Source organism: Lactiplantibacillus plantarum (assembly GCF_014131735.1).
Classification (GTDB): Bacteria; Bacillota; Bacilli; order Lactobacillales; family Lactobacillaceae; genus Lactiplantibacillus; species Lactiplantibacillus plantarum.
The window spans coordinates 1,773,559-1,793,023 of sequence record NZ_CP039121.1 but is presented as its reverse complement, the minus strand read 5'-3'; the positions used below and the strand labels follow the sequence as shown (position 1 = coordinate 1,793,023).

The 19,465-nt window shown below is 45.7% G+C and carries 13 protein-coding genes and 1 riboswitch; of the genes, 11 read left to right on the top strand and 2 right to left on the bottom strand.

The genetic code is table 11. The features are described 5' to 3' along the window. Positions 1 to 43 precede the first annotated feature (43 nt). The 3 genes from E5260_RS08255 (at position 44) to E5260_RS08245 (ending at position 5,396) form a co-directional block, all read left to right on the top strand. Complete coding sequence (locus E5260_RS08255) at positions 44 to 1,735, top strand: FAD-dependent oxidoreductase (protein ID WP_003644449.1); 1,692 nt, start codon at positions 44 to 46, stop codon at positions 1,733 to 1,735. A gap of 373 nt (positions 1,736 to 2,108) precedes the next feature. Continuing rightward, entirely contained in the window at positions 2,109 to 3,989 is a 1,881-nt protein-coding gene (locus E5260_RS08250; protein WP_003640628.1) for a subtype A tannase, read from the top strand. Between the two features lie 261 nt (positions 3,990 to 4,250). Then, entirely contained in the window at positions 4,251 to 5,396 is a 1,146-nt protein-coding gene (locus E5260_RS08245) for an ArgE/DapE family deacylase (RefSeq protein ID WP_003640627.1), read from the top strand. Between the two features lie 69 nt (positions 5,397 to 5,465). On the opposite strand, the gene E5260_RS08240 is transcribed toward E5260_RS08245, so the two are convergent. Beyond that, positions 5,466 to 5,915, bottom strand: coding sequence for a MarR family winged helix-turn-helix transcriptional regulator (locus tag E5260_RS08240; protein WP_003640626.1), 450 nt, complete (start codon positions 5,913 to 5,915; stop codon positions 5,466 to 5,468). 165 nt (positions 5,916 to 6,080) lie between these two features. On the opposite strand from E5260_RS08240, the gene E5260_RS08235 reads away from it, so the two are divergent. The 5 genes from E5260_RS08235 (at position 6,081) to E5260_RS08215 (ending at position 13,804) form a co-directional block, all read left to right on the top strand. Beyond that, a complete protein-coding gene (locus E5260_RS08235) occupies positions 6,081 to 7,475 on the top strand; it encodes a DHA2 family efflux MFS transporter permease subunit (protein WP_003640625.1) in 1,395 nt (464 codons plus the stop codon). 56 nt (positions 7,476 to 7,531) lie between these two features. Beyond that, a riboswitch (Fluoride riboswitch) is annotated at positions 7,532 to 7,597 on the top strand. Between the two features lie 51 nt (positions 7,598 to 7,648). Continuing rightward, entirely contained in the window at positions 7,649 to 8,938 is a 1,290-nt protein-coding gene (gene eno, locus E5260_RS08230; protein WP_003640624.1) for a phosphopyruvate hydratase, read from the top strand. A gap of 67 nt (positions 8,939 to 9,005) precedes the next feature. Next, positions 9,006 to 11,282, top strand: a complete 2,277-nt coding sequence (locus tag E5260_RS08225; protein WP_003640623.1) for an HAD-IC family P-type ATPase — start codon at positions 9,006 to 9,008, stop codon at positions 11,280 to 11,282. A gap of 110 nt (positions 11,283 to 11,392) precedes the next feature. Then, positions 11,393 to 12,367 carry a zinc-binding alcohol dehydrogenase family protein gene (locus tag E5260_RS08220; RefSeq protein WP_003640622.1) on the top strand — a complete coding sequence of 325 codons (975 nt, stop codon included), beginning with the start codon at positions 11,393 to 11,395 and terminating at the stop codon, positions 12,365 to 12,367. Positions 12,368 to 12,703: 336 nt separating this feature from the next. Further along, entirely contained in the window at positions 12,704 to 13,804 is a 1,101-nt protein-coding gene (locus tag E5260_RS08215) for an acyltransferase family protein (protein WP_024971783.1), read from the top strand. 325 nt (positions 13,805 to 14,129) lie between these two features. Here E5260_RS08215 and E5260_RS08210 read toward each other — a convergent pair whose 3' ends face one another. Then, complete coding sequence (locus tag E5260_RS08210; protein WP_003640619.1) at positions 14,130 to 15,275, bottom strand: hypothetical protein; 1,146 nt, start codon at positions 15,273 to 15,275, stop codon at positions 14,130 to 14,132. Positions 15,276 to 15,617: 342 nt separating this feature from the next. Between E5260_RS08210 and E5260_RS08205 the strand changes: the two genes are divergently transcribed. The 3 genes from E5260_RS08205 (at position 15,618) to ppsA (ending at position 19,338) form a co-directional block, all read left to right on the top strand. After that, complete coding sequence (locus tag E5260_RS08205; protein ID WP_003640618.1) at positions 15,618 to 16,151, top strand: MarR family winged helix-turn-helix transcriptional regulator; 534 nt, start codon at positions 15,618 to 15,620, stop codon at positions 16,149 to 16,151. Beyond that, entirely contained in the window at positions 16,144 to 16,512 is a 369-nt protein-coding gene (locus E5260_RS08200) for a rhodanese-like domain-containing protein (protein WP_003640617.1), read from the top strand. Before E5260_RS08205 ends, E5260_RS08200 begins: the two co-directional genes overlap by 8 nt. 429 nt (positions 16,513 to 16,941) lie before the next feature. Beyond that, positions 16,942 to 19,338: a phosphoenolpyruvate synthase gene (ppsA, locus tag E5260_RS08195; protein ID WP_003640616.1), complete on the top strand. Its 2,397-nt coding sequence runs from the start codon at positions 16,942 to 16,944 to the stop codon at positions 19,336 to 19,338. The last annotated feature ends 127 nt before the right edge of the window (positions 19,339 to 19,465 follow it).

Here is a 19,465-nt window from a genome sequence, read left to right as displayed (position 1 = left end):
ATTAGTGGCAGGGCTACAGCATACCTACGAAAGGATGGTTCAGATGAAAGTGAAAAAAGTGGTCATTGTTGGTGGCGTTGGTGGTGGTGCTTCAGCGGCGGCCCGCGTGCGTCGATTGGACGAGTTCGCCCAGATTACAATTTTTGAAAAGGGGCCGGATGTCTCATTTTCCAATTGTGCCTTACCGTACACATTCAGTGATGTGATTGACCAGCCCGATGACGTGATTTTAAAGACACCGATGCAATTCGAGCAACAGTACAATATTGACGTTCAAGTGAATACAACGGTTGTCGCCATTGATGCGCAGGCTAAGACAGTGATGATCAAACGGCAAGGACAGGTAGCAACGACGATCGTCCCATATGATACACTGATTCTTTCACCTGGTGCTCGACCGATACTACCCGCAGTGATTGCGGGAATCGACCGGCCCAATGTTAAAACGGTCCGCAATGTTCAAGATGTCCGAACGATTCAAGCGTATCTGACTGAACAACACGTTCATGATGTGACGATTGTTGGCGGCGGCTTTATCGGACTAGAGATGGCTGAAAATTTACAACAGGCTGGCTATCAGATCACAATCATTGAGGCTGCCGAGCACGTCTTGGGCACTTTGGATGACGAGTTTGCTCAGCTAGTACACAAGGAACTATACGATCACGGTGTGCAGGTGATACTGCAAGAACAAGTGACGGCCATTGGTGCAACACAAGTGCAGCTCGCCTCGGGACGCGCCGTGACCAGCCAGTTAGTGATTGTGGCAATTGGGGTTACACCAGTAACTGAATTAGCGGTTCAAGCGGGTTGTGCGTTAGGCGTGACCGGTGGTATCAAGGTTGATCATCGTTACCAGACGTCCGTGGCCGACATTTATGCGGTGGGTGATGCCATTGAAGTGACTAATCGGCTTACACGTCAATCTACGCGGCTAGCATTGGCATTTCCTGCACAAATGCAGGCCCGACACATGGTGGATCATTTATACGGGCGGACGCCACAGTATCAGGGTGTGATCGGATCGCAGGTTCTTCACGTCTTTACGTTAAACGTGGCGTCAACGGGCCTGAACGCTACTGAGTGTGAGCACCAGCAACTTGATTATCGGTTCGCAACGGTGGCACCACAGAATCGGGTCAGCGTGATGCCAGGGACAACAGCCGTCTTTCTTAAGTTGATATTCAGTTATCCGACCGGTGAGATTTTGGGCGCACAGGCCATTGGTCAATCGGACGTCGACAAACCGATTGATATTATCGCTAGTCTAATCACGATGCACGGTCGAGTCAGTGACCTGACAGATGTTGAATTATGTTATTCGCCATGGGTCAGTACCGCCAAAAATGTCGTCAACATGGTTGGCTTAGTGGCGGAAAACGTCCTGAATGATGAATTTAAGCAGGTTGCGGTGACGCAGGTTCGACAGCTGGTCTTGGCGGGAGCGTTTATTATCGATGCCCGTGAACCACAAGAGTATGCTGATGGACACATCAAGGGCGCGCATAATATTCCACTGAGTCAGTTTCGACAGCGCTTAGTGGAAATTCCAACCAATCAGCCAGTTTATATTCATTGTCAGACCGGACAGCGAAGTTACAATATGGTCCGCGCGTTACTTCAGCGCGGCTATACGAATGTGGTCAACATTGCTGGGTCGTATGCCGAACTAGTTCAGTATGAATATTTTAATGATCAGACAACAGGGCGAACCTCAATTTTGACACGGGCGTAAAAAAATATTAAACCCTGACAATCACGGGCAACACGCCACTTAATTATGAATAATACTGCGTTGAAATAGGGTGTTAAGCGCTTTTTGAGACCGAAGCATGCAGGATTTTGAATGAATTGTTTGCGAAAATGTCAGCTTGACCGTTTCGTTGTACACCTTGAAAGTTTAAGGTGTGATGTGTTGCTGGGGCTATGATGGCGATGATAAAATAACCTTACCAGTAAAGGGACTAATTCTAATTATTGATAGCTGGTAACGTGGTCATTACGACTACCGTATCATCCGTCGTTCTTTTGCACTGATTTTTTAGCGGCAATGGGAGTGAAACGTGTTCACCAACTAATAAAGTCAGATATTGTAGAGGAGTTTTATCATGCAATTCAGAAAAATTGTGCCCCTGATGAGTGGTTTGTTAGTAATGAGTGTTGGGTTAGCGGCTTGCGGACACTCCGAAACGAAGACTAAACATCCAACGAGCACAGTGGCGAAAGTTGCTAAAGCAACGAAACAGACGGTCACAAAGGCTGATGTGAAAAATGCCAAGAAACTGTTGATCAACCAAAAGCAATGGCACTACAATGCCACTAATAAAGTGTATTATCAGGTTGGCGTTAAGTATGGTACTAAAACAACGAGTAGTACGTATGAATCAATGGGAATCTTTATTCCGGCAAAGTACGTGAATGCCAAGGCTAGTGGACAGAAGACTTACACGATTACGTTCAATAACAAGGCTAAGGTTAAGGGGTACACGGCTAAAACTGCCCCAATCGTGATGCCCGTGAATACACCTGGTTATGCTGCGCAAACGGCACCAACGGGTTATGATAGCAGTGCGAACAAGTATACTAAGGCTGGCTTTATATACGTTGCCGCTGGTTGTCGTGGTTTGAGTCAGTCAGATAAATCCAATGGTTCGTCGCCATGGGGTGTGACTGATTTGAAGGCCGCGGTGCGCACCTTGCGTTTGAATCGTAGCCGTATTGCTGGTAACACCAACCGAGTTTTCACGTTTGGCCATAGTGGTGGGGGTGCCCAAAGTGCGTTAATGGGTGCCACCGGTGACAGCAAAAAGTACACCACTTACTTGAAAGCAATTGGGGCCCCGTTAGCGACAACAACGGGTAAATCTACTAGTGATGCAGTGGCCGGTGCGATGGCCTGGTGCCCAATCACTAGCCTAGATACGGCCAATGAAGCTTATGAATGGAATATGGGGCAATACTCGAATTCTGGTACTCGTAAACAAGGTACGTGGACCAAAGCTTTGTCGAATGATATGGCGACGAGTTATGCACAATATATCAATAAATTAGGGTTGAAAGATGCCAACGGCAAGACCTTGACGCTCAAAAAATCGACGAGTGGTATTTATACTTCGGGGACTTATGCGACATATCTGAAAAAAGAAGTTGAGCAATCACTGAATAATTTTTTGAAGGACACGACTTTCCCATATAAAGCCACTAGCAACGAAGGACCAAGTGGCGCAGCGTCACAAACTTTAACGAGTGGTAAAATGCCTAGTGGGTCGAAGCCAAGCGGTACGGCTAAGAGCGGGAGTAAGCCGTCTGGCAGTGCGCCATCTGGCACGGCGACTAACAGTTCGTCCACGAGTGGTGAGACTTATAAGACGGCGACTGCTTATATTAAGGCGCTCAATAAGAACGGCAAATGGATCACGTATAATGCTAAGAAAAACACGGCAACGATTACGAGCGTGAAAGCATTCGTCAAGCATTGTAAGACGGCTTCAAAGGATGTTGGGGCTTTTGATGGCTTGACGCGCCAACAAACAGAAAATAAGCTATTTGCCACGAATGGGAGTAGTGCTAACCATTTTGACGCAACTATCAGCAAGTTATTAACGACTAATCAGTCGAAGTATGCCAAGTTGAAGAACTACAAAGCAAGCTACGCCAAAGCTTACCGGTCGGATTTGAAGAAGACGGATGCCCAGGGAAGTTCGATTCAGAAGCGGATGAACTTATATAACCCACTATATTATCTAACCAGTTATTATGACGGTTATAACACGAGCAAGGTAGCCAAGTACTGGCGGATTCGGACGGGTATCAATCAGAGTGATACTGCGTTGACTGTTGAGACCAACTTAGCATTGACGCTAAAACAAAATTCACAAGTTAAAAGTGTTGATTTTGCGACGGTTTGGGGCCAGGGCCATACCGAAGCAGAACGCAAGGGTAACAATGAAACCAACTTTATTAAGTGGGTCAACAAGAGCTTGAAGTAAGTTAATCCAACATAACTGTAACAGGTTATTCCTGAAATAATTAATTAATATTTAAACGTGGTGCTATTAGAAACCAATTTCTGATGGCACCACGTTTTTTAGTATCAGTGTCAACGAGCGTGTTCGTGATGTAGTTCCTAAATGCTTTGGCAACCCTTATTGAACAATCCCTATTTTTAGTGTCGTTAATCCAATTAATGATTGAAATGACTGGGTCTCGTGCTACACTAAAATAAAAGATAAAAAAGTTGGTGGCAAAATATGCGAACGATTGAAGACGATGCAGCGCTTAAGATTCTAGCGGATGTGATTAAGATTCCATCAGTTAACGACCATGAGTTGACGGTCGCAAAATATTTGCAAGCCCTGTTGGCGAAGTATGATATTTCAGCTAAAATTCACCCCATTACCGGTGATCGTGCAAATCTAGTTGCTGAGATTGGTCATGGGAAGCCTGTTTTAGCAGTTTCCGGTCATATGGATGTGGTTGCGGCGGGTGACCTGGCGGCGTGGGACACCGATCCTTTCACCTTAGTAGAAAAATCCGGTCAGTTATTTGGTCGGGGTGTCACGGATATGAAGGCTGGTTTAGTCGCATTAGTCGTTGCGATGATCAATATTCAGCAGCAAGGTGGCCCTAAACATGGCACCATTCGCTTGTTGGCGACAATGGGCGAAGAAGTTGGTGAAGCTGGTTCTGCTGCCTTTTATCAACAAGGGGCGATGCAAGATGCAGCTGGTTTACTGATTGCTGAACCTTCAACGGTTTATGGAACAGCGGCTGAGCAGAAGGGGTCTTATGACTTAAAATTGACGTCTAAGGGTAAGGCAGTACACAGTTCGACACCCGAACGCGGCTATAATGCCTTAGTCCCGCTGATTAAATTACTCAATGAAGCCAATGACTACTTTGAAACGATTCCGGCAGGCGAGATGGGACCGGTCAGATTTAACATTGACGTGTTAAACGGTGGGGACCAAGTAAATTCGTTACCCGATTTAGCGACTGCACTCGTTAATGTGCGGACGATTCCGGAATACGATAATGACCAAGTGACCCAAAAATTAACGGACCTGATCGCGGCATATAATCAGCAAGGTGCTGACATTAAGATGACCGTTATCATGAATGAGTCACCAATTGCAACCACGGCTGATAATCGGTTAGTAAAGTTAGTGCAGGCCATTGGCAAGCCTTATGCTGGCCGCGATGTTGTCGTTGCCTCAAGTCCGGGAATTACCGATGCTTCTAATTTGGCTAAGCGTCAACCAGCCGCTTTTCCCTTTGCGGTTTATGGACCGGGTAATATGACCCAACATCAGGTCAATGAAAGTTTACCAAAACAGATGTTTTATGACTTTATTGCAATTTATCAACAGCTGTTTACACGTTTTTTGGCCGAGTAATCGGTGTTGATCGATCGTAAAATCAAAGACCCGCTGGCAGTCAGTGACTGTCAGCGGGTCTTTGAACGGTTAGTACCAATTTTCAGGTGCATGGGTCGGTGTTGAAAAAGCAACGGCAATTTGTCGCAGGGCTTCGTAAGTTTCGGCGGTATTTACCCCTAAAATTGTCGCCATTCGTTGTTCACTGGTTTCAAAGAAACGTTCGATCTTGGTGGCTAATTGGCGGGCCTTGGGTGTTAGGAGTAGTCGTTTGTAGCGACCATCGTCCTTTGCTGGCACGCGAATGAGTAAATCAGCGGCTTCCATTTTGGAAACGAGGCTGGAACAGGTTGCTTTACGAATATTGAACTCTAATTCTAAGTCCCGTTGGAAGAGGTCGTGATGCTGTTCATTGTTGGCAATAAAGTTGATCGTACTGATTTGCATGCCAGTTAGTCCCAGTGATTTTGCATAATGGTCTGAGTCCCTGGCTAATGCATTGTTCGCTTTCTTAATCATGATTCCTAATGAATCTTGCATGGGAGGACTCCTTAATGATATTATGGTACGTATTCTAACTAAAGTGAATTATAAGAACTAATTGTTAAAAAGTCAATTAAAATAGGACTTAAAATTTTGAAATAGTGTGCTAAAATAGTTAATTAGTTCGTATTCGAACTATAGGTTAAGGAGCTGATTTTAAGTATGGAAAAACGTGTTGACCTCAAATTGATTCTTGCAATCGTGGCTGCCGGATTACTTTCATTTTGCGGAGTGATCGTGGAGACTGCGATGAATATCACTTTCCCTAAGTTGATGCGAGAATTTGCACTCAATACGGCGACGGTCCAGTGGATGACCACGGCTTACTTGTTAGTAGTTGCAATTATTGTACCAATTTCGGCGTTTCTGAAACGCCGTTTTCGCACTAAAACGCTGTTTGTGACAGCCAATTTATTGTTTATACTGGGATTGGTCGTTGACGCGACCGCGACCAGTTTTCCCGTTTTAGTCACTGGACGAATCATTCAAGGACTGGGAACTGGGATTGCTTTACCGTTGATGTTTAATATTATTATTGATTGGGCACCGGCACGGCAGAAAGGGACCTTGATGGGAATTGGCACGCTGATTACCGCAATCGCCCCAGCACTGGGGCCGACTTTTGGGGGCTTGATCGTTAGTTGGATGGATTGGCATTGGATTTTCGTGCTGCTGATCCCGGTACTCGTGATTTCACTTGTGTTAGGGCTATATGCGATTCGGCAAGCCCAGCCGACAGTTAAAGTTGGATTTGATGTGGTCGGTTGGCTGATGATCGTCCTCTTATTCGTTGGCTTTACAATTGGATTTAGCAAATTAGCCACGATTACCACGCAACCACTGATTTTTGTGGCTTGGCTAGTAGTCGGTCTGATTGGTCTTGTGGGGTTCGTTATCCGCACACGTCGAGCGGCACAACAGCTAATCAATCTGGCGATTTTTACCACAAAATCTTATGATTTGCACTTAATGGCGTACTTTTTGGTTCAAATCTGTGCCCTCGGGTTGGCCTTCATATTGCCCAACTACATCCAGTTAGTGAACGGCAAGAGTGCTTTGTTAGCTGGCTTGTTTGTACTACCTGGCGCGGCAATCGGGGCTGTTTTTGCCCCACTAGGTGGACGTATTCTAGACAGTCTGGGTGCAGCCAAACCAGTCCTAACGGGTTCAACAATTTTGGTTATTGCCATGGCACTGTTTACGGTGTTGGGGATGCACCTGTCAGGCGGTTTGATTTTAGCCATTTACATTTTATTAATGATTGGTATTGGCTTAACCATGGGTAATACGATGACGAGTGGCTTACAGCAGTTGTCAGCTGAGCATCAAGCTGATGGCAATGCCGTGTTCAATACCATGCAGCAGTTTGCAGGGGCCATTGGGACTTCAGTCGTGTCCGCCGTTATCACGTTAGTTCAAGTACAGACGACTGGAACTAGTGCGCATCGGACAGCGTTAGGGTCAACCATGGCGTTGGGGTTATTGCTGATTTTAGTGCTGATTGAATTGGGGACCATGATATTGGCAATGAAGACGCGTCAAGCTGGTCAACGATAAAAATGTTATAAAAAGATTGACATTGTTTTGAGAAGGTGTAATCTTTAGTTGTTCAAAAGTTAATCGGCGATGACGTTCGCCACATAATAATTGATAATCAATTTGATGACGTCTACTGTTTGTTTTTCAGACAGTAGGCGTCTTTTCTTTTTGGTTAAGAAGGAGAGATTGATATGGAAAAACAAGTTATTGAAACGGTAAAGGCTCGCGAAATTTTTGATTCACGGGGTAATCCAACAGTTGAGGCTGACGTTATTTTGTCAGATGGGACGCTAGGACGCGCGGAAGTACCATCGGGAGCTTCGACTGGAGAAAAAGAGGCAGTTGAATTACGCGATGGTGGTGATCGTTTAGCCGGCAAAGGTGTTCTTAAGGCTGTTAATAATGTTAATACGGTCATTAATCATGCTTTACATGGTGCTGACCCGTTTAACCAAGCCCATATTGATCAAATCATGATTGACCTAGATGGTACGCCTAACAAAGCGCGTCTGGGTGCGAATGCTATTTTGGGTGTTTCAATGGCAACGGCACGAGCGGCGGCAAACGCATTACAGCAGCCGCTTTATCGTTACTTAGGTGGCACTGATTTAGAGCTACCCCAAACATTTCATAACGTGATCAATGGTGGGGAGCATGCAGATAATGGCATTGATATTCAAGAATTCATGATTACACCGGTCGAACGAACCAGTTTTCGGGACGGTTTTGAAAAGATCGTGAATACTTATCATACTTTGAAAAAAGTTATCGAAGATGCCGGGTACACGACTGGTTTAGGTGATGAGGGTGGCTTTGCGCCTGATCTTAAAAACTCAGAAGAAGCCTTGCAAATATTACATGATGCGATTATTAAAGCTGGTTATACACCTGGTAAAGAAATTGCGATTGCTTTTGACGCGGCGGCCTCGTATTTTTATAATCGAACGACCCACAATTATGACTTTGAAGGCAAAACGTACACGCCGGCAGCTCTTGGCGATTATTATCTGCAGTTATTAGCGAAATTTCCAGAAATCGTTTCAATTGAGGACCCATACGGGGAAGAGGACTGGGATAACTTTGCAAGCTTTACAGCTGCTCATGGTGACCAGCTTCAGATTGTGGCTGACGATCCGGTTTGCACTAATCCGCAATTAATTCGGCAAGCAATTCAGCGGGGGATGGCTAACAATATTTTAATTAAATTAAATCAAATCGGGACCGTTACCGAAACTTTGGCCGCGATTCGGCTAGCTCGCAAAAATGGTTATGCCACGATGATGTCACACCGATCTGGCGAAACTGGTGATACTTTCGTCGCTGATTTCACAGTGGCCACCAATGCGGCTCAGCTAAAAGCTGGTGCGCCAGCCCGCTCTGAACGCGTTGAAAAATATAATCAATTATTGCGGATTGAGGAAGAATTAGGTGCTGACGGTGCTCGGTTGGCACACTTCCCAAATAACGTGATGTTTGACTAATTATTTGTGATAAACCTGATTCGACAGTTAGGTTGCCAGTGGTGCTTGTCAAATTCGAGGTGCAGACATGATTGAAGATTTAACGGAGCAACAAGCAGCCGCTAAACTAGCGGCAGATGGATTTAATGATGTCCCAGAACCAACGTTTAACTTTTTTAAGGCCGTAGTCAGTCGTCTATGGGAACCATCGGCATGGATTTTGGAGGGAGCCTTAGTTATTGAAGTTGTTTTGGGTAAAGAAATTCAGGCTGGCTTTATTGCGTTAATGCTGGTCTTTGCAGCCGTCAATGGTGCAATTCAATCGCGACGTGCGGCCTTGGTTTTACAGGAGCTGGCGCATCAATTGACGCCAACCAGTTCGGTACGTCGTGCTGGTCATTGGCAGTTGATTGATGCGAAGGCTTTAGTTGTGGGTGATCTGATTAGTTTACAGGTAGGGAGTGTAATCCCGGCTGATATTCGTGTGTTGACGAATCCAATTTATACGGATGAAAGCTCAATAACCGGTGAATCCGTTGCAGTTATCCATACGTCGGGTGAAACGGCCTTTGCAGGCACAATGGTGGTAGCCGGGGAAACTTTAGCACGCGTACTGGCGACTGGAAGTCATAGTCGGGCTGGAAAAACAGTCAGTTTGATTAATCAAAACAATGCGCCTGGTCATTTACAACGATTATTGGGTAAAATTATTGGTTATTTGGCATTGTTAGATAGTGCTCTAGCACTCATCATTGTTGGGATAGCGTTAATTCGCCATGCAGATATGATTCAGATGTTACCGTTTCTAGCGATGCTGTTCATTGCGACGATTCCGATTGCAATGCCGTCAAGTTTTGCAGTTGCAAATTCGGTAGAAGCCCGTGAACTTAGCCGGCAGCGGATTCTGGTCAGTGAATTAACGGGTATTCAGGAAGCTGCCAATTTGAATTTATTACTTGTTGACAAAACGGGAACGATAACGACAAATCAGCCGCAAGTCGTGCAGTTTAAAAATTTGTCGGCCAGATCAGATCAGCAATTGTTGCGGTTAGCAGCTAGCGCGACCGATTCGCGACATCCTAGCGTGGTGGATCAAGCAATTGTGAACTTTGCTCATCGCTATCAGTTGAAACGGCTGCCACAGCAGGAATTTAAGCCATTTGATGCAAGTGTTGGTTATGCCGAAGCGCTAGTTGGTGAAGCGCCAACAGTTGTGCGGGTACGTATTGGTGCACTTAGTCGTTTGTACGAGTTAACCGCACAGCAACCGGCTTTAGCAATCGACCAACTGGATTTGACCCGGGGCCGTTCAGTGGCGGTCATGATTAATAATGTTTTACAAGGTGTGTTGATTTTGCAAGATCAACCGCGCCCAGATAGTGCGGCGGCCTTAAAAAGGATTCAACACCGGGGCGTTAAAACGATTATGCTGACAGGCGATAATTTAAAAACAGCACAGGCTGTGGCTGATGCGGTTGGATTAAAGGGCCAAGTGGTTTCCTACCAGACCTTTAAAACGCACTCGCGACCGTTAGCGCAAGTTGCCGGGATTGCCGAAGTTGTTCCAGAGAATAAATTGGCAATTGTCAAAGCTATGCAGCGCGCGGGTTACGTGGTGGGGATGACGGGCGATGGTGTTAATGATGCGCCAGCATTAAAGCAGTCGGAGGTTGGGATTGCCGTTGACAATGCCACTGATTTAGCCAAACGAAGTGCTAAGTTCGTCCTGTTAACGGGTGGTTTGGCAAATATTCTGACGATTTTAGACAATGGTCATCGCGTCTACCAGCGGATGCTGACTTGGACAATTACCAAACTCACTCGGACGGTCGAACTGACCGTGCTTTTAACAATCGGCTATTTATGGCTAGATTACGTGCCATTGTCGCTGAATGCGATGGTATTAGTGGCTATTCTGAATGATTTAGTAACATTGGTCCTTGGCACTGATCGCACAACCATTCGCCATCGTCCCGAACAGTGGGATATGCCCCGCTTAAGCAAAATTGCGGGGTTCCTAGCGACTGGTTGGACAGCTGTGGGTGTTGGTTTGATAGTCTGGCTGCATGGTTTGGGGTTGTCTGCCGGTCAGTTGAGCACTAGTCTTTACGTCTATCTCATATTTAGTGCAATGTTAACAATCTTGATGACTCGTACTAGTGGTCCATTTTGGCGGGGACGGCCTAGTCGCGCAGTTGGGGTGACCATCGGCTTGAACTGTTTGTTGACCATCGGATTAGCTAGCAGTGATTGGGGAGTGCCGGCTATTAGTGGCTGGCTAACTTTAATAGTGATCGTATTAGTGTTAATGACTGGTATCGGTTTGACGGTGGCCGGCGACCTCTGGCGACGATTGACTAAATGATTACAATGCTGATATTAACGGTGATATTCCGCAGGGGATTAATTAATTGCGAAAAGCGTGAATCTCAGCTATCGTTAAATTGGCATTAAAAACGAACGGAGGTAGCAAAGTTGCAAGTATACGTCGTGAACCAACCAGGTGGACCAGAAGCGTTACAATTAACGACGCTTCCTAAACCGAACGTCAAACCGGGGTGGACCCGGGTAAAAGTTTTAGGTTTTGGTATCAACCACTCAGAAATCTTTACGCGGGAAGGCAAGTCACCGAGCGTGCAGTTCCCACGAGTGCTCGGAATCGAAGTAGTTGGTGTGGTCGATGAGACCAGTGCGCCAGCAACATTCACGTCTGGGCAACGTGTGGTTTCAATCATGGGTGAGATGGGTCGGGCATATGATGGTAGTTATGCCGAATACGTATTATTACCGAACGAGCAGGTTTATCCGATCAAAACGAATCTATCGATTGCCTCATTGGTGGCAACCCCTGAGACCTACTACACGGCCTATGGCATTTTTAAGTCTTTGCAGCTTAAAGCGACGGACCGGGTGCTAATTCGAGCAGCTACTAGTGGGGTTGGGATTGCTGATTTAAATCTGATCAAGGCTTATAATCCGAAGATCCATGTGGCCGGGACTACTCGGCGGCTAGTTAAGCGCCAACAATTAATTGATGCTGGCTTTGATGAGGTCATTGTCGCTCCGGATAGCGCTCGTTTACCAGCCGCAACGGCTCATTTTGATAAAATTGTCGACTTGATTGGTCCGCTCAGTGTCAAAGATTCGTTGTCGCATCTCAACGAAGGCGGCATTGTAAATATGACGGGCGAATTAGGTGGGCTGTGGACCGTTCCTGATTTTGACCCGATTAGTGATATTCCGAATGGGTGTTATTTAACGGGCTTTTCCTCTGGCGATGTTTCTCAGACATTGTTGCAAGATTTATTTGACTTCATCGCAGCATATCATGTGTCGGTCGCCCCTGCTCGGATTTTTAACTTTAATCAGGTACCGGCGGCCCATGCTTATTTGCAAGCGGCAGACAGTTTTGGAAAGGCCATTGTGTTGTTGGACCAAAACGCTGAGTAATCTGGTGGTTGGATACTGCTCAGCCTAGTACTTGCAAGTTGGACTTAGACCACCGGATTGAAATCTGTAAAGGAATCTATAATAAAGAAATCACGATCGTATCTGACCGTAAATCGGCTAATGCTGACTGGTCTGACGCGATTTTTTGCCTAAATGGTCGCTTAAGTGTATGGTTTGCTTGAAGGGTAAAGCAGTTGGAATCGTATCAAAAAATACAATCATTAGCTGGTAATGTTCGCGAAGTGTACTTGTAATCCCATGGGAATCTATTAGACTGGGTTTAAGGTTGACCATCGGTTGATCTGGTAAAAATTCGAAGAGGTGTTAGCAGTGACGATGATTTCTAGTCCGTCGATGGAGGTCACTGACGTTGGCGATTACCTCAAACTAGGGGCCTGTACTGCGGTGATGGCCCAACCGATTCTCACAGACGCATTGGCAAGTGGGCCGTCGATTGCCATGCAAACTGGGATTGGTGTTGTTTATAATCTGGTCAAGTATACGGCACCGGCCTTTATTTTTGGCATTCTCTATACGACGACGCGTTTGACGCTTAATCAGACCGCGTTGACCTATACCGACTATCTGCGCCAGCAATGGCATGCGCTGTTTATTCCAACGATTTGGTGGACCACGATCTACTTAATCTTGATGCCACAATTGCAGCAAGGTAGCCAGTATCATGACTGGCGGGGATTTTTCTGGCAGTTCGTTAATGGTAATGCAGCGCCTCATCTGTGGTATAACACCATGATGCTACAATTTATCATATTAATGCCGTTATTCTGGGCGCTTGGCCGTTGGTGTCAGTCTCGACCTCGACGCGGCTGGATCGTATTTGGCGGTACAACACTGGTCGCCGTTCTTTGGTTGTGGTTTTATAACCAACAAGTTTTCCATGGTCCTCACAGCCGTGGTTGGTATTTACTGGACCGGCTTTTTATCAGTTTCCAGATTTTCGGGTTCTATGGCATGTTAGCTTGGGTGTTTCGAGATACCTTTCAGCGCATGCTTAACAAGTGGTGGCCGGGATTACTTGGTCTATGGTTAGTTGGCCTGATCTGGACTAATTGGGAACTGTTCAGTTACGGCTTCCCGGTTAATTTGCGCAACGCCCCGTATTACAAACCATCAATGACGGGGTATGCGCTAGCAGTCATCGGCCTGTTGGCGGCATTGTGTGAGATTCAAGTTCGTCGTCAACGGCCTTTTAGCAAATTTGTACATTTCTTTGCTGGTATGGCCTATAAGGCATACTTAGCGAATGTTTTCTGGTCTGAATTGTTGTGGCGCGGTTTTGGTCGTACTTTGATGGTCAAGGCTCCCTGGCTGAGCATTGCGCTGTGTTATGGTTTGACCTGGTTATTGTCCTTTACAACGGCTTTGGGTCTGCATGCAGGATGGATGCGACTAAAACGTGAATACGAGCATGATTAGGGGCTAACCTCGTAATTAGTCGTATTCTTCATGATTAAAGCGGGACAATTGTCGTGTCAAACTGGGATGTAAGTTGACCAGACCACTTTCTGAATCGGCTTGAGGTGTCGTGAAATTGCGTTACTGTGTTAATCATAAAATTATTGATGCTGTGCAGATGTTCGATGACAAAATAAGCACGTTGTAAAAATCACCAGAGTGTGGTTTTACAACGTGCTTATTTTGATGTGGGAATTAGGTCAACAGGGCTTTTGCTGCGCGCTTTATGAAGTAGCGTTTTTGATAAGTGACTACCTGATAATTTTTCAAATGAAGCGCCTGGTTGTTAGTTGACCACGATTGTCTCTGTAATTTGACCAGCATTGGGGTCGGTTAGATAGTTAATACTATTGGTCATGCCAACTTGCGCGGGACCGGCCTTTACCGTAATCGTCGTGGCGACTTCACCAGCTTTTTTTTGATCCATTTGCTTAAATAAATCAACGTCTGTTTTCGGTAGGTCGTTAGCAGCGACAACGGCACTGGTTTTCGTATAGGTCGTAACAATCTGCTGATTGATACGGATGATTTTATTAGCGTTGATGATGAGATATAACATACCGGTACTATCACCACTGGCAACGGCGGTATGTGTTAATTGATAGCCAGCGTGGGCTGCATCGGTTTTGAAGGCCGCATAGGTCACGTTTTGATTCAGTGAGCCTAATGAATAGTGACTGAGGTCCTGGATAGCAGATCGTTCATAACTATCATAACGATGCTGATATAGGTAGCCATCTTTGATCAGCAACTTGCCTGTATCGCTAGCGCTAGTCGTAGTTTCGGCAGCGATCCAGGTACCATTCAAATTCGTTACGTTGACGTGTTTAGGCGCAGCCTTGGCACTGGTATCAGTGAAATCGCGGCCCAGTTCAATGGTCGTTGCCTGCTCAGTATCTGAATATTGAATGTTGACAGCGTAAAGGTGGTGCCCCTTAGCAGCAAAGGCGGTGTTGACTGGTAACGGATCGGTGTGATTGCCGGATTCCAAGTAAATTAAGTCAGTCAGTTTGTTAATCTGGATTGAGGCACCGAGCTTTTTCAAAACCGCGTTGATTTGACTAACTGACATGTGATGCAGCCGGTGTCGGTAACTTTTCATGATATGGCGTTGCTGATCATGGTGCCATTTGGCGTACGAAACTTGACGATGTTTGACGCCGGCGGACAAAAATTGGCCGTTACTAGTGGTCCAGCTTGATTGGGCAGTAGTTTTGTCAACCACGGAAATGTCTAAATTGCTGGCGACGCCGTGTTTTGTTTGGCTGGAACTAACGACTTGACCAAAAGTCCATGTTTTGGTTGGTGCTTGAATCACTTTTTGGGTCGTCGCTTTGACGGACCGATGATGCTTCACTGGAGCGAATGTTTGGGTCGTACAACCAGCAAGTGCAAGGCCAATTGTCATCACCAAAATAGCTAATTTGTGCATTAGGGTACTCCTCCAAATCAATAGGTATCGTGATCATCAGTATAGCATATGCGATTATGGTGAGTGTCAATTGTACTGGACCTGGTGTGCGCAGGGTTCATGAGTGTTGGGAGGTTTCACAACTGACTGCTTGTTTTCTGTTGAGTCGCGCACGCTAATCTATTGATTTCAATCTGCATCAGTTTAAACGAAAAATGTCGTGGTGCTTGATGGCTAGGGTTATTTGAATGGTGAGTGTTTCGAATAACGGCTAGTCCGATTTAAGGGTTGACGATGATGAAAAAGCGTGTATACTTCTAAAAGTAGTTAGCCGGCTAATTAACTTTAGAAAGAAGGATTTCAATGCCTGACTTTTCGTTTCGTGATCGACCAGATAAACAGCGAGTGCAATTGACACTGGGCAAAGCAAGTAGCTCGGCGGATGCTGAGCAGGTGTTGGCTTTTCTGGATTTTCAGTGGACATTTCGAACCATGCAAGCCACCTATGAACAATTACTCGATCAATATCAACTTTCAGAATCCAAGTTTATTATTTTAATGTTGCTGGAAAATGAAACTGATCACACGCTATTGCCGTCGGAGTTAGCCACAAAGCTAGGGTCTGCTCGGGCGACTGTGAGCAAGTTACTGGTCGGCTTGCAAAAGCGAGGCTGGGTGGAAAAGCAGCATCCACAAGATGATAAGCGGACGGTTGCCATTCATTTGACCGCCGCCGGTAGTAGTGTTTTGACGCAATTTTTACCGGCCAATTTTAAGGCGGTTACAACAATTTTTGCGTCGTTTACGGTTCAAGAGCAGCAGCAGTTTAAAGGCTTATTGGATAAAATCAAGCAAGGCACCCAACAATTAAAAAGTGAGGCAATTAATCATGAATGACAAGAAAATTGAATTGTTAACAACATATTTAAGCTTATACATCGATCATCACACCGTTTTAGCCGATATGCAAAATGCGACGGGCAAGTACGTCGTCTTAGATGTTCGGAATGCACCGGCCCAAGTGAAGAAAGATCAAATCAAGGGTGCAATCGCGATGCCTGCCAAGGATCTGGCAACCAGAATCGGTGAACTGGATCCGGCGAAGACCTATGTCGTGTATGATTGGACGGGGGGAACAACCCTTGGCAAGACGGCGTTACTCGTGCTACTATCCGCAGGTTTTGAAGCATACGAATTGGCAGGAGCACTGGAAGGCTGGAAAGGGATGCAACTACCAGTTGAAACGCTTGCGGATTAGTGAAATATCGATTTAGACTTAAGTCATAGTTGTAGTGCTAGACGCTTAAAGTAGCCAGCGGTGATGAAAGTAATCACCGCTGGCTACTTTGCGTTTTTTTGATAAACACTGGGTTGCGTCGTCCACAATGAGTTGATTTCGTATATTGTGAAATAAGTTCGTTAATTAGTTGGCCTTACAGTTTATCATTATAATCCGAGTTGATTTGAAAACATGTCCCCATTAAATGCCTTTTCTTTCAAGCCTGTGTTGAACTTTAACGGGCGTAACCAGTCAACATCACCAACTATATTTTGCCGATAAAATAATGAAAATGGGTTTTACTTTGTGTAAAAATGAACTACAATATAAATGGTTAATGTAAACGCTTACAGAACTTAAGTTTGATAATGATGATATTCAAGTGCAGGAACATAGGGAGGTAATCTTATGAGTAGTCGTGATACGGCAAACGTTTTATGGTTTGATGAATTACACCGCGAAGATGTGAACCTAGTGGGCGGTAAGTCGTCTTCACTGGGTGAAATGACGTCATCGATGGATGTTCCAGTCCCATATGGCTTTGCGACCACCGCCCGGGCGTATCAGTACTTCATGACCCAGACGGGATTGAATGATAAGGTCAATGATTTGTTAGCCAGCATTCAGGATTATGAAAATTCTGATGAATTGCATACTGCGTGCGAACAAATTCGTAACTTGATCGTGAATGCGACAATGCCCGCAGATCTGGCGGCTGATATTGAACAAGCCTATGCGGATCTCGCTAAGAAAATGGGGCAAACTGATCCGTTCGTGGCGATTCGCTCTTCAGCGACTGCGGAAGACTTACCAAACGCTTCATTTGCCGGCCAACAAGAATCTTACTTAAATATTAAAGGTGCTGCCGATGTCGTTAATCGGGTTCAACAATGTTACTCGTCACTGTTCACGGATCGCGCGACATATTATCGGCACAAACAGCATTTTCCACACGAAAAAGTGGCCCTCTCAGCGGCGATTCAAATGATGGTCTTTTCTAAGGCTTCCGGGATCATGTTCTCCGTCAATGTAGCGGATGGGGATGCTTCCAAGATCGTGATCGATGCCATTTATGGTTTGGGTGAATATATTGTGTTGGGCAAAGTTACGCCGGATCACTTTGTTATCGATAAACAATCAATGAAAATCGTTGAAAAGAATATTATCAAACAACCTGTCCAATTAATGCGGTTACCGGGTGGCGGGACTAAGGAAGAGTCCGTCCCCGATGAATTACAGGGTCAGCCAGTATTAACAGATGCGCAAGTCATTGAATTGGCCGGCTACGCTAAAGAAATCGAACGGCATTACGGTTGTTATATGGACATGGAATACGCTTTGGACACGAATACCAACCGGCTATGGATCGTTCAAGCGCGGCCAGAAACAGTTTGGTCACAGCGTAATAAGCACAAAGATGCAGCTGACGATGAAGATGTTGTGGATGAGGCGGATGCTAAAGTTATCGTCCGGGGGTTACCAGCTAGTCCGGGCTTAGCCAGTGGGGTCGTGCATGTCATTGATAATCCGAAAGACATTGATCAGTTCAAGCAAGGCGAAGTGTTAGTGACGTTAATGACATCACCAGATTGGGTACCGGCAATGAAGAAAGCTGCAGCGATCGTGACTAATAACGGCGGCATGACTTGTCACGCTGCGATCGTTTCTCGTGAGATGCAGATTCCATGTATTGTCGGCACTAAAAGTAAGAAAGTCGCGGCAACCGACGTCTTGAAGACCGGCGATGTCGTAACCGTCGATGCTAAGAACGGGGTTGTTTATCAAGGTAAAGTCGCTGGCATGTTGAAGCCAAAGAGTGGTGCTACGGCGGTTGCTGGTCAGGTGATTGCGGCCGAGAGCTTTGCTCCAACTGCTACGGGCGTGATGATGAATTTGGGTGATCCTGATTTGGCTGACAAATATTCAAGTTTACCAGCTGATGGAATCGGCTTAATGCGCGAAGAGTTCCTATGGACAACCTTTATTCATGAACATCCACTATACTTGATCGAGCAGGGTCACCCTGAAAAGGTGGTCAATATGCTGGCGGATGGTATCGCGAAGGTTGTTCGGGCAATGGCACCACGGCCAGTCGTCCTACGCTTCTCAGACTTTAAGTCGAGCGAATATCGTAATCTAAAGGGTGGCGACAAATACGAGCCGCATGAACCAGCTGATTTACTGGGTTGGCGGGGTGCATCTCGGTACTATGATTCCAAGTATATCGAGGCCTTCAAGTTGGAACTGGCTGCGGTCAAGAAAGTTCGGAACGAATTTGGGTTGAAGAATTTAAATGTCATGATTCCATTCGTACGAACCGTTGACGAAGCACAAAAAGTAACGACCATTATGCGCGATGAAGGCCTAGCTCGGAGTGCTGACTTCAAAGTCTATATGATGGCTGAAATCCCAACCAACATTATTTTGGCCGACCAATTCAATCAATTCGTTGATGGCTATTCGATCGGTTCGAATGACCTTGCAATGTTGATTCTGGGTTGTGATCGTAATAATGATACGGTGGCTCACCTCTTTGATGAGCGGAACTTGGCCGTTAAACGAGCGATTCGGCACCTGATTAAGACAGCCCATAAAGATGGCAAGACGGTTTCGATTTGTGGTCAAGCACCATCAGAGTACCCAGAGTTTACTAACTTCCTGATTCAAAGCGGCATCGACTATGTTTCAGTCAATCCGGATATGGTCAAGGAGACTAAACGAAATGTGGCGCACTTTGAACAACGCATTATGTTGGACAAAGCGACTGGCCGGGGCTTACAGGACCCAATTGATTATAAATGGTAAACTATGATTCCTGTTAAAAGTTAAATAATCACTAAAGGCGAACCAATTCGTAACTGAATTGGTCCGCCTTTAAGTTTGTTTAGAGCCAAATACTGATTCAGGGTTAATTCGGAGCAAGAGGTCATCT

What these genes read in the sequence shown, in the direction of transcription:
- E5260_RS08255 (WP_003644449.1), top strand. Translation starts at nt 44, where the DNA reads ATGAAAGTGAAAAAAGTGGTCATTGTTGGTGGCGTTGGTGGTGGTGCT.
- E5260_RS08250 (WP_003640628.1), top strand. Translation starts at nt 2,109, where the DNA reads ATGCAATTCAGAAAAATTGTGCCCCTGATGAGTGGTTTGTTAGTAATG.
- E5260_RS08245 (WP_003640627.1), top strand. Translation starts at nt 4,251, where the DNA reads ATGCGAACGATTGAAGACGATGCAGCGCTTAAGATTCTAGCGGATGTG.
- E5260_RS08240 (WP_003640626.1), bottom strand. Translation starts at nt 5,915, where the DNA reads ATGCAAGATTCATTAGGAATCATGATTAAGAAAGCGAACAATGCATTA.
- E5260_RS08235 (WP_003640625.1), top strand. Translation starts at nt 6,081, where the DNA reads ATGGAAAAACGTGTTGACCTCAAATTGATTCTTGCAATCGTGGCTGCC.
- eno (WP_003640624.1), top strand. Translation starts at nt 7,649, where the DNA reads ATGGAAAAACAAGTTATTGAAACGGTAAAGGCTCGCGAAATTTTTGAT.
- E5260_RS08225 (WP_003640623.1), top strand. Translation starts at nt 9,006, where the DNA reads ATGATTGAAGATTTAACGGAGCAACAAGCAGCCGCTAAACTAGCGGCA.
- E5260_RS08215 (WP_024971783.1), top strand. Translation starts at nt 12,704, where the DNA reads ATGATTTCTAGTCCGTCGATGGAGGTCACTGACGTTGGCGATTACCTC.
- E5260_RS08210 (WP_003640619.1), bottom strand. Translation starts at nt 15,275, where the DNA reads ATGCACAAATTAGCTATTTTGGTGATGACAATTGGCCTTGCACTTGCT.
- E5260_RS08205 (WP_003640618.1), top strand. Translation starts at nt 15,618, where the DNA reads ATGCCTGACTTTTCGTTTCGTGATCGACCAGATAAACAGCGAGTGCAA.
- E5260_RS08200 (WP_003640617.1), top strand. Translation starts at nt 16,144, where the DNA reads ATGAATGACAAGAAAATTGAATTGTTAACAACATATTTAAGCTTATAC.
- ppsA (WP_003640616.1), top strand. Translation starts at nt 16,942, where the DNA reads ATGAGTAGTCGTGATACGGCAAACGTTTTATGGTTTGATGAATTACAC.